This window comes from Acinetobacter sp. 3657 (assembly GCF_031456775.1).
Classification (GTDB): Bacteria; Pseudomonadota; Gammaproteobacteria; order Pseudomonadales; family Moraxellaceae; genus Acinetobacter.
The window spans coordinates 269,109-280,865 of record NZ_JAVDVH010000003.1 but is presented as its reverse complement, the minus strand read 5'-3'; the positions used below and the strand labels follow the sequence as shown (position 1 = coordinate 280,865).

Here is an 11,757-nt window from a genome sequence, read left to right as displayed (position 1 = left end):
TCGTTCATGACGGTATACAACGTATGTATGAAAACCTAGAGCCTGTGTTCTATTACCACACGGTAATGAACGAAAACTACGAGCATCCTGCAATGCCAGAAGGCGCTGAGGAAGGCATTAAACGTGGTATGTACTTGTTCGAAAATGATGAAAAAGCAACTGTCCAATTACTTGGTTCAGGTGTCATTCTTCGTGAAGTGATTAAAGCTGCTAAAATCTTACGTGATGAATACCAAATCCATTCAAACGTTTGGAGTGTAACAAGCTTCAATGAGTTGTCACGTGATGGTATGGCATGTGAAGAATACAACCGCTTACACCCGCTTGCTGAAGAAGTGAAAGAATCTTGGGTGTCTAAACAATTACGTGGTACAGAAGGTATCGTCGTTTCTGCTACAGACCATATGCGTGCGTACAGCGAACAAATTCGTGCATATCTTCCTGATGGTCGTCCATTTGTTGCATTAGGTACAGATGGTTATGGCCGTTCAGATACACGTGCGAACTTACGTAGTTTCTTTGGTGTTGATGCTGCGCATATCGTTGTTGCGACGTTGAAAAAATTAGCTGACGAAGGTGAAGTAGATGCCCGTTTAGTTAAAGATGCAATTTCTAACTTTGAGTTAGATACCGATCGTCCAGTGGCTTGGGCTCCACAAGCGCATCCAGAAGTTCAGGCAGTTGCTGAATACCATGAAGCGCAAACAGGTGAGGGGAAATAATCATGCAAATCCAAGCACCTGATATTGGCGTAGATAAGGCTCTTGTTGCAGAAATCTTGGTAAAAGTGGGTGATCACGTTGCAGTTGAGGATAGCCTTTTGGTTCTAGAATCAGACAAAGCAACGGTTGAAGTACCAAGTACCGCCGCAGGGGTCGTCAAAAGCATTTTGGTAAAACAAGGTGACGAAGTCACAGAAGGCGTTGCACTGATTGAGCTTGAGGAAGAATCTCAAGCTGCACAAGAGACGGCTACTGAAGCACCAAAGTCTGAAAGTCCGAAAGCGGAAGCGCAACCTGAGAAAACTGAAACTCAACCAGCACCTGTGGCGGCTCAAACAGCGACTGCGACGCAAGTGGTTGATGTGAAAGTGCCTGACATTGGTGTTGAAAAAGCATTGGTTGCAGAAATTTTGGTCAAAGTTGGTGATCAGATTGAAACTGAGCAAAGCATCGTAGTGGTTGAGTCAGACAAAGCCACAGTAGAAGTGCCAAGCTCGGTCGCAGGTGTGGTTGAATCGATTCAGATTAAAGAAGGTGACAGTGTTAAAGAAGGGGTTGTATTGATTCAAGTCAAAACAACAACCACTGAAACTGCGTCAGCGCCGCAAGCTGAACCTGCTGAAGCCGAAGTGCCTGCATCAACCAGTACCATAACAGGTGACGTTGAAATCACAGTGCCTGATCTTGGTGTAGATAAGGCAGTTGTTTCTGAAATTTTGGTCAATGTCGGTGATCATGTAGAAGCACAACAAAGTTTATGCGTGGTCGAGTCGGACAAAGCTTCGGTTGAAGTACCAAGTTCATCTGCTGGCATCGTGAAAGCCATTCATGTGACATTGAATCAAGATGTGCGCCAAGGGATGCCGTTGGCAACGGTTGAAGTCAGTGGTCAGACAATTGCGCCAGCCGCAGCAAAGATCCAGACCACTCCTTCGGCAGAGCCTAAAGCCGCGGAAAAACCGCAGCCTGCAGTGGCGGCATCAGCGCCTACTGCTGCAACACAAACAGATAAGTTAACTAAAGCACAAGAAGCAGACAATGCCAAGGTTTATGCTGGCCCAGCGGTGCGTAAGTTGGCACGTGAATTGGGTGTGGTACTTGGGCAAGTCAAAGCTTCGGGTGAGCATGGCCGTGTGATGAAAGACGATGTTTTTGCATATGTAAAAACTCGATTAACTACAGCGCCAACAAGTCCAACAACTCAAGCTGCACCAGCGGCTTTTGGTTTGCCAGCTTTACCTGATTTTAATGCCTTCGGTGGCGGTGAAGTTAAAGCGATGACGCGCTTGCAGCAAGTTTCTGTTCCGCAGTTGTCATTGAATAACTTTATTCCTCAAGTCACGCAGTTTGATTTAGCGGATATTACTGAGTTAGAAGCGTGGCGTGGTGAACTCAAAGATGGTTTCAAAAAGCAGGGTCTTAGCTTAACCATCTTGGCATTCATTGCCAAAGCGGTTGCACACTTGCTGAAAGAAGAGCCTTATTTTGCTGGACACTTGGCGGATGATCAAAAATCAGTACTATTACGTAATGAAATTCATATGGGCATTGCAGTTGCAACGCCAGATGGATTAACCGTTCCTGTATTGCGCAATCCTGACCAGAAGTCGATTAAGCAAATTGCCACTGAATTGGCTGAGCTGAGCCAAAAAGCGCGTGATCGTAAGTTGTCACCGAAAGATTTACAAGGTGCGAACTTTACTATTACCAGCTTAGGTTCAATTGGCGGTACGGCATTTACACCACTGGTCAACTGGCCTCAAGTTGCAATTTTGGGTATTTCACCTGCAACCATGCAGCCAGTCTGGAATGGCAAAGAATTTGATCCGCGCCTAATGTTGCCACTATCGTTATCTTATGATCATCGTGTGATCAATGGTGCGGATGCGGCACGTTTTAGTAATAAGCTCACCAAGTTGTTAAAAGATATTCGCAGTTTATTGCTGTAAATATTTTGAATGTAGAGAGCCTCGCTTATGCGGGGTTTTCTTTTTGGGAAATTTAAAATATCAGACTTTATTTGAGCGCTGTTTTATTTAGAATAAATCATCAGGATTCAATACGTTTAAACAGGAAGTAGAGATGCTCGCGATTTATAAAGTGATGTTACCGCTCGTGTTGATTGCTTTTGTGCTGATGGGGTTGTGGGTGAGTTACTTACACTTTCCATGGGAATGGATTCTTTATGCGGTAATGGGTTTGGAGGTGTTACTTGCGACCGTGGCGATGACAATGGAATATCAAGCGCAGCATGCTGGTAGCACCAGCGGTTGGGGAAGTATGGGTATTATTGGCGGCAATGTCGTTTTTGCATGCCTATTGGGGCTTTTCAGATGTGTACTGTGGTGGTATCAAAAAATCTAAATTTAGCGATTCTAAATCGACAATGGATTTGTTAGAATAAAATCACTTCATTGGGGAGTAGCCGCTCTTTACGCAAAGTAAAGAGGTGATGATCAACATAATTGTTCAACAGAACATGGTCATCATAGCAAAGAACCAAAAACAGCTTTTTAGCTGTGCTTTTGTTGGCAAGACCTTTGATTTATCACTCTGCAATCAATCTATTTGATTTTGGCTAGCAGGAGGGATAGGTCATCGGTATATTTTGCTAGCCAGAGCATTCAACAATGTATGAATTTCTCATCTCGACTTCTATCGTTGCCCTTGCAGAAATGGGCGATAAAACTCAACTTCTGGCTTTATTGCTTGCCGCACGTTTTCGGAAACCGATTCCGATTCTCATTGCTATATTATTGGCAACATTGATTAATCATGGTTTATCGGCTGTACTTGGGCAATGGATTACCACCGTCCTGAGTCCTGAGATCTTATTGTGGATCCTTGCACTGGGTTTCATTGGGATGGCAATTTGGATGTTGATTCCAGATGAGTTGGGTGATGAAACTGAAAATATCAATAAATGGCAAAAATTTGGTGTGTTTGGTGCAACATTTATCTTATTTTTCTTGGCAGAAATCGGCGATAAAACCCAAATTGCAACGGTCGCATTGGCAGCCCGTTTTGACAGTATTTTTTGGGTCACGCTCGGCACAACCTTAGGCATGATGATTGCCAATGCACCTGCGGTATTTATTGGTAATAAATTGGCTGAACGTTTGCCGATTGCTTTGATCCATAAGATTGGCGCAGCAATTTTCTTAATTATCGGTTTATCGGCTTTGGTGCAGCATTATTTCTTTTAAAGTTGTGATCCTGATAACGCACGCTGCTCTAGCGTGCGTTTTTTTATAATCAAAAGATCAATATTTAAACTTCACCGTAAAGTTAATCTGACGTGGATTGCCTAAAGTAATTAGATTCTCATTCAGCGCACCAGCATAATAATCTTTGTCAAACATATTGCGGATCGCCAATTGTGCACCCCAATGTTCGGCATCATAACCCGCTTCAGTATCAAATAATGTGTAGCTTGGGATATCCACAGATAAACCATTGACGCTTTTGTTCGTTTCACCTCGCAAGCCAGCACCCACATACCAGCCTATATCAGAATTCGGTTCAAAACGATAACGGGTAGAAAGACTGTAGCTGTGTTTGGGAATATTATCGATCCGCAATCCGATATTATTGGCTACGGTATCTTTGCTGGTTTCAGCGTCAGGTGTATACGTATAAGCGGCTGTGATTTTGAGCTGATCAAAGAGCTGAGCGGCGATTTCAGTTTCGACCCCACGTGTCATTTGTTCGCCACGTTGTACTTTAAAACCACTATTTATTGGGTCGGTAACAGAAACATTTTGGCGGCGTAAATCAAACCATGCAATGCTGCCTTGAATATGTTGGTCGGGACTTTGCAGTTTTAAACCGACTTCGATTTGTTTTCCTTTCTCTGGCTTAAAGGCATTGTCATAAAAATCCGTTCCTGTTGCGGGCAAGAAGGACGTTGCATAACTGACATAAGGTGCAACCAGATCGTTAATGCTGTACAGCAGAGAAGCATTACCTGTAAAGGCATTATCAGATTGTGTTGTCTCAGTGTTTTTGATCAAATTGGTATTGCTGGTTTCTGCCCAATCATGACGTCCAGCAAGATTTAAAACCAACTGATCATTGAGTTGGATTCGATCACGTAGGTATAAGCCAGTATATCTGAGACGATTGATATCATGATTGGTTGGCGTTTCAGGGCAAACCACGGTGGTATCATATTGCGGTTTATATAGATTCAAATTGCCGACTGTACAGCGATTATTAATGTAATCACTTTTTTCTTGCATGGCATCGACACCAACAGTCAATTCATGCGCCATATTGGCTAGTTTAAAGGTTTTCTGTAGCTGATTGTTGATCGCAAAGTTTAGATTATCCACGTCTTGGTAGCGCCCTTGGCGCTGAATCGTGGTGTAATCAATTTTTCCATCTTTATCTTTCGCCCAAAAGTTTTTACCTGTTGCTGCAAACACTGCTGGACCTAGCATTTCGGTTTTTTGTACGGCAAAATTTTGCTTGAATTGCCAATCATTTTCAAACTGATGAGCAAAATTATAACCGACACGGTAAACATCCGCATCGTAACCACCATGTGCAGGTTCACTGATAAATAATTTACTGTTCAATGAGCCATTCGGGTTCGGCAATAAAGTACCCATAACAGGCAAGCCTTGTTGGCGCATATATTCACGATGTTGATAACTGGCAATCACCGATAAATCCGTATTTTCACCTAAATCAAAATTATAAGAAGGTGAAATATAATAATTTTTAAAATAGACAAAATCAGTTGGATCGTTTTGATCCGCAACTCGGGCATTGATACGAAAAGCACCTTTATCGCTATTATTCGGGCTGTAGTTGAGATCAGATGTACCTTGTTTGAGTTGATTTGAGCCATAGGTCAATGTTCCGCGATAGAAACTTTCTGCTTGGGGGCGCTTGGTCACCATATTGACCATGCCACCCGGTTGTACCAAACCAAAATTGACCGATGCAGGACCTTTTAAAACTTGGACTTGATCCATACCTGAAATTTCGGTGGCAACGAAAGTGCTTTGTCCTTGGCGTAATCCATCAATAAACACCTGATCTGATGAGTTTTGCCCGCGAATAATAAAATCATCCCAGCCACGTCGTCCAAGTTGCCCTGATACCACACCCGCAACCCCATTGATGGCTTCGGCTAGCGTAGAGGCTTGTTTCTGTTCTAATTGTTCTTGGGTAATCACACTAACGGACTGAGCTGTTTTAAATAACGGGTCATTTGACTTTAACGCTGAGCTGGCTTTGGTGGCCACGTAACTTGATGTAGGCTCTTGTTCTGCCTGAATTTCGATTGTGGGCAGGATATTGGTTGATTCGCTACTTTGGGGAGTCGCAGTTGCTGCATGCGTTGTGGTCATCGCTGTAAAAACAGCAAGCGCTAAGAGGGTGGGTGAAGATGGGAGTCGTTGCGATGGTCGCATAAGTGAGTCAGCCTAGACAAGCAGAAGTTGGATTTGATAATGAGAATTATTGTATTTAAAAAAGAGCTTTTTTAAAATGTCCAAAACATTTATTTTTAAATTGAGTGAGCAGGCAATTTGTCTCTAAAAATGATCGGAAATGTGTGGTGGTGATCGGGGTGGCATGCAGAATTGTGGGCGAAATAGCAAAGATTTAATGGTGTAAAAATTATTTCATCATAGAAAATGAAAAATACAGCGAAATTTGTTTATAATAGCTCACGGAAATTACCAGTGAGATTGTTATGCTGACCATCGTTCAAGAAGCGTTAACCTTCGATGATGTCTTATTACTTCCTGCCTACTCAACTGTTCTCCCAAAAGATGTCTCTCTAAAGACACGATTAACTCGCGGAATTCAACTTAATATCCCTCTCGTTTCGGCTGCAATGGATACAGTGACTGAGTCACGTATGGCGATTGCGATGGCGCAAAATGGTGGTATTGGTATTTTGCATAAAAACATGGATATTGCAGCGCAAGCCGCTGAAGTACGCCGTGTGAAAAAATTTGAAGCGGGGATGGTGAAAGATCCAATCACTGTTACACCTGAAACCACTGTTCGTGAATTGATTGCGATTACGCAAGCCAATAACATTAGTGGCGTGCCAGTGGTGAAAGATGGCAAAGTGGTTGGGATCGTGACAGGGCGTGATACGCGTTTTGAAACCAATCTTGAGCAACCTGTAAGCAACATCATGACAGGTCAAGACCGCTTAGTAACGGTTCTTGAAAGCGAATCGAAAGAAAATATTCAAGCACTTCTTCAAAAACATCGTATTGAAAAAGTATTGGTGGTTGATGAAAACAATGCACTGAAAGGTTTAATCACGGTTACTGACTTCCGTAAAGCTGAGCTTTATCCAAATAGCTGTAAAGACGAACTCGGTCGTTTACGCGTGGGCGCTGCGGTTGGAACGGGTGCTGAAACACCTGCACGTGTAGAAGCGTTGGTTGAAGCTGGTGTGGATGTCATTGTCGTAGATACGGCACATGGCCACTCTGCTGGTGTGATTGAACGTGTGCGTTGGGTTAAACAAAACTTCCCACAAGTTCAAGTGATTGGCGGCAATATTGCCACTGGTGATGCAGCATTGGCATTACTTGATGCTGGTGCAGATGCTGTGAAAGTCGGTATTGGCCCAGGTTCAATTTGTACTACCCGTATAGTTGCAGGGATTGGCGTTCCTCAAATGTCTGCGATTGATAATGTTGCCAGTGCTTTAAAAGGTCAGATTCCTTTGATTGCTGATGGTGGTATTCGTTACTCAGGCGATATGGCGAAAGCGATTGCTGCGGGTGCAAGCACGATCATGGTAGGTTCACTCATGGCGGGTACTGAAGAAGCGCCGGGTGAGGTTGAATTTTTCCAAGGGCGCTACTATAAAGCCTATCGTGGTATGGGTTCATTAGGTGCGATGTCTGGTGCTTCAGGTTCGTCTGACCGTTATTTCCAAGATGCCAAAGCAGGTGTAGAAAAGCTTGTTCCTGAAGGTATTGAAGGTCGTGTACCTTATAAAGGTCCAATGAGTGCGATTGTGCATCAAATGATGGGTGGTTTACGTTCATCTATGGGCTATACAGGTTCAGCGGATATCGAAGCAATGGCGCAAAACGCGAAGTTTGTGAAGATCACCTCTGCGGGTATGCAAGAATCACATGTGCATGACGTGACGATTACCAAAGAAGCACCTAACTATCGTATTGGTTGATTTTTGGTAATTATTTAGATTGAAAAACCGTCAGTTCACTGACGGTTTTTTGGTTTTGGTGTAAAGTGAATAACATGAAAAAGATATGGTTACAATCCATATAAAAGATAAGAAAGTGAGTAAATAATGAGTTATTTTGGTACTGATGGAATTCGTGGCAAATTTGGACAAATGCCAATTACTCCTGAGTTTGCATTGAAATTAGGTTTTGCGGCTGGAAAAGTATTAAAACGCACCAGTCCGAAAAATAAGCCAATTGTTGTTTTGGGCAAAGATACACGCTTATCAGGTTATATTTTAGAGGCGGCTCTACAAGCAGGTCTTAATGCAGCAGGTGTATATGTACATCTATTAGGTCCATTACCGACGCCAGCCATTGCCCATTTAACCCGTGCACTACATGCTCATGCTGGGATTGTGATTTCAGCATCACATAATCCTTATTATGATAATGGCATTAAATTTTTCTCGAGTGAAGGCAAAAAGCTTCCCGATGCATTGCAAGAGCAAATTAACCAAGAATTAGAAAATGATCTTCAAATTGAGGACAATGCGAGTTTAGGCAAAAGCGTTCGGGTAAAAGATGCCAATGGACGCTATATCGAATTTTGTAAGTCGACTTTCCCGTACCATTTTGATTTGCGTAATTTAAAAATTGTGGTGGATTGTGCCAATGGCGCTGCTTATAGCGTAGGACCTTCAGTATTCCGTGAGTTGGGTGCTAAAGTGATCTCGATGTATAACGAACCAGATGGTCTAAATATCAATGAAAATTGTGGTTCTACTCATCCTGAACATTTACAGAAAGCAGTTGTTGAACATAACGCTGATCTAGGTATTGCTTTTGATGGTGATGCCGACCGCGTCGTGATGGTAGATAAAAATGGTCAGTTGATTGATGGTGATCATATTCTATATATCCTAGCGACACAGGCGAAAAATAAGCCGATAGGGGTGGTTGGAACAGTGATGAGCAACATGGCACTTGAGTTGGCATTGCAAAAAGCCAATGTCGGTTTTGTCCGTGCGAGTGTAGGTGATCGTTATGTTTTACAAGCGCTTGAAGAAAATGATTGGGTGATTGGCGGTGAGCCATCAGGTCATATTCTGACACTGGATAAGAGCACCACGGGTGATGCAATTATCGCAGCATTGCAAGTGTTAACAGTGATGGTCGAACAAGGCAAAGCTTTACATGAGTTGGTCGAAGGTTTTGATTTATTCCCACAAGTACTGGTCAATGTACGTTTACAGCAGATGATTGATCCATATTCGATTCCCGCTTTGGTTGCCGAGTTTGAAAAAGCTGAGCAACAATTGAAAGGACGTGGGCGACTTTTGATACGTAAATCAGGGACTGAGCCTGTGATTCGGGTGATGGTTGAGGGTGATCAACAACAAGAAGTTGAAACTTTAGCGCATCAATTGGCTGATGCAGTACGAGCCCAAGCCCAAGTTGCATAGTGGAGAGTCGGCATGAGTGATGTGATTAAAGACTTAAGTGAATTACGTTTAAGCTATGAACAAGGTGAGTTACACGAAGCACAAATTAGTGATCATCCTCATCTTCAGTTTTTAAACTGGTTTAATCATGCTCTGGCTGCACATTTACATGAGCCGTATACCATGTCTTTGGCAACGGCAAATGCCCAAGGGCGACCACATGTGCGTACCGTACTGTTGCGTGGTGCAACGGAAGCAGGCTATGACTTTTATACCAACTATGACAGTCAAAAAGGTGTAGACCTTGCTGAGAATCCTTTTGCCGAATTGTTATTTTATTGGCCGAGCTTAGAGCGTCAGGTACGGATTAGCGGACAGGTGATCAAGATTTCTGAACAAGAGTCAGCCGAGTATTATCACAAACGCCCACGTGATAGCCAGATTGCAGCCCATATCAGTACACCGCAAAGTGGACGAATTGCCAGCCGCGACGAGTTACAGCAACGTTTCCAAGACTTGCAGCAGCAGATCGGTGAGCAGGGTGAACTTGCCAAGCCAGAATTTTGGGGTGGCTATCGTTTAGTGGCTGACTATTATGAGTTCTGGCAGGGACGACCGAATCGGTTACATGATCGTTTGAGTTATGAAAAACAAAATGGACTTTGGATTATCCAACGTTTGATGCCATAAATGACCAAAATGCAGATTCAACAAAGGCCTTTTCTGACACGCCCTGAACAGTTTCAGGGCGTACCGTCGTTTATGGCTGAAATTTTAGCGAGACGAGGGGTTCAATCTGAACAAGAACTTGAGCTAAAGCTAAAGCATTTACTTTCACCCAATTTAAAAGGCTTAGATACTGCCGTTGAACTGATTGATCATGCGATTGATCAGCACAGAAAAATTGTCATTATCGGTGATTATGATGCCGATGGTGCAACCAGTACGGCGTTGATGGTTTTGGTATTAAGGGAAATGGGTGCAGACGTTGAGTATCTCGTGCCCGACCGTTTTAAATATGGTTACGGGCTTACCCCAAAGATTGCTGAGCTGGCACAACAAAGCTATCAGCCTGATTTACTGATTACAGTCGATAATGGTATTTCCAGTCATGCAGGGGTAGAAACAGCACAGGCATTGGGAATGCAAGTGATTATTACCGATCATCACTTGACCACAAAAGCGACGCCAAATGCAGAGGCGGTGGTCAACCCAAATCAATTGGGTTGTGATTTTCCGAGTAAAGCATTGGCCGGCGTGGGTGTTGCCTTTTATGTGTTGGCCAAACTAGCAAGTGCTCGTACTCAGCAGGGTAAAAGTAGCTGTAAAGTCACCCAATATTTAGATTTGGTCGCACTCGGCACTTATGCGGATGTGGCAACTTTGGATTATAACAATCGAATATTGATTGATACGGGTCTAAAGCGCATTCAGCAGCAGCAATGTCGTGCCGGAATTTTGGCTTTACTGGATATTGCCAAACGCGATGCCGCAACATTACGCGCGCAAGATTTAGGGTTTGTCATCGGACCACGAATTAATGCGGCTGGGCGTATGGAAAGTATGCGTATCGGTATTGAATGCTTGTTAGCACCAGATCTGGCAACCGCTTATCCGATCGCACAACAACTCAATCAACTGAATATCGAACGTCGTCAGGTTGAAACTGAAATGAAGCAACAAGCATTAACGGCTTTGCAACATATTCAGCTTGAAACCGAACATCTGCCAGCAGCTTTGGTGATGTTTGATGAGCAGTGGCATCAAGGTGTGATTGGTATCGTCGCTGGGCGGCTAAAAGAACAATTTTATCGCCCAAGTTTAGTATTCGCCCCTGATGAAGATGGTATTCATATCAAAGGATCTGCGCGTTCCATCGATGGGATTCATATCCGTGACATGATTGAACAAGTGGCGGAACAGCGCCCTGACTTGGTCAGTCATTTTGGTGGGCATGCAGCAGCAGCAGGCTTGACCCTGAAAAAGCAAGATTTTGATGAATTCAAAATAGTATTTACTCAGTCTATCGCTGAAATGGATGATGATTTATTTCAAGCGACATTGTGGACAGACGGTCAGTTAGTTGATTCAGCTTTACATTTGTCCACATTGGATTGGATCGAACAACTTGGACCGTGGGGGCAAAAGTTTCCGCTGCCTCAGTTTGAAGGTCGCTTTAAAGTGATTGACTATCGCTGGTTGAAAGACCAACATTTGAAATTAAAAGTTTCACTTGGGCAGCAATCTGTTGATGCAATTGCTTTTAATGCAGTTGATCGTTTTGAATTTAATCCGATGTTGGGCTATGTCGATTTGGTTTATACCCTAGAACGTAATATCTATAATGGAAATACTAGCTTGCAATTGCAAGTGGTACATTTAACACAATAAAAAATCGCCCTAAGGGCGATTTTTTAT

At 43.2% G+C, this 11,757-nt stretch carries 8 protein-coding genes, 1 pseudogene and 1 riboswitch; of the genes and pseudogenes, 8 read left to right on the top strand and 1 reads right to left on the bottom strand.

Annotated features, from left to right (window positions below; translation table 11 throughout):
• The 4 genes and pseudogenes from aceE to J2Y37_RS05800 all read left to right on the top strand — a co-directional run.
• Positions 1-722: pseudogene (gene aceE, locus J2Y37_RS05815) on the top strand (pyruvate dehydrogenase (acetyl-transferring), homodimeric type); the annotation flags it as partial.
• Between the two features lie 2 nt (positions 723-724).
• On the top strand, positions 725-2,671 hold the full coding sequence (locus J2Y37_RS05810; RefSeq protein ID WP_349032190.1) for a 2-oxo acid dehydrogenase subunit E2: 1,947 nt from the start codon (positions 725-727) through the stop codon (positions 2,669-2,671).
• Between the two features lie 133 nt (positions 2,672-2,804).
• The gene (locus J2Y37_RS05805; RefSeq protein WP_349032189.1) at positions 2,805-3,086 is read left to right on the top strand and encodes a hypothetical protein; all 282 of its coding nucleotides are present in this window, start codon (positions 2,805-2,807) and stop codon (positions 3,084-3,086) included.
• A 40-nt stretch (positions 3,087-3,126) separates the two neighbouring features.
• Positions 3,127-3,267: riboswitch (yybP-ykoY riboswitch) on the top strand.
• An 85-nt stretch (positions 3,268-3,352) separates the two neighbouring features.
• Positions 3,353-3,928, top strand: coding sequence for a TMEM165/GDT1 family protein (locus J2Y37_RS05800; RefSeq protein ID WP_005194050.1), 576 nt, complete (start codon positions 3,353-3,355; stop codon positions 3,926-3,928).
• Positions 3,929-3,985: 57 nt separating this feature from the next.
• Here J2Y37_RS05800 and J2Y37_RS05795 read toward each other — a convergent pair whose 3' ends face one another.
• The gene (locus J2Y37_RS05795) at positions 3,986-6,145 is read right to left on the bottom strand and encodes a TonB-dependent siderophore receptor (RefSeq protein ID WP_349032188.1); all 2,160 of its coding nucleotides are present in this window, start codon (positions 6,143-6,145) and stop codon (positions 3,986-3,988) included.
• Between the two features lie 287 nt (positions 6,146-6,432).
• Here J2Y37_RS05795 and guaB point away from each other — a divergent pair, with 287 nt between their 5' ends.
• The 4 genes from guaB (at position 6,433) to recJ (ending at position 11,730) form a co-directional block, all read left to right on the top strand.
• Positions 6,433-7,896 (top strand): IMP dehydrogenase, encoded by a 1,464-nt coding sequence (gene guaB, locus J2Y37_RS05790; protein ID WP_349032193.1) that lies wholly within the window; start codon positions 6,433-6,435, stop codon positions 7,894-7,896.
• 126 nt (positions 7,897-8,022) lie between these two features.
• Positions 8,023-9,360, top strand: coding sequence for a phosphoglucosamine mutase (gene glmM, locus J2Y37_RS05785; protein ID WP_349032187.1), 1,338 nt, complete (start codon positions 8,023-8,025; stop codon positions 9,358-9,360).
• Between the two features lie 12 nt (positions 9,361-9,372).
• On the top strand, positions 9,373-10,029 hold the full coding sequence (gene pdxH, locus J2Y37_RS05780; RefSeq protein ID WP_130160768.1) for a pyridoxamine 5'-phosphate oxidase: 657 nt from the start codon (positions 9,373-9,375) through the stop codon (positions 10,027-10,029).
• Positions 10,030-11,730, top strand: a complete 1,701-nt coding sequence (gene recJ / locus J2Y37_RS05775; RefSeq protein WP_349032186.1) for a single-stranded-DNA-specific exonuclease RecJ — start codon at positions 10,030-10,032, stop codon at positions 11,728-11,730. It abuts the gene before it with no gap.
• Positions 11,731-11,757: the final 27 nt, after the last annotated feature.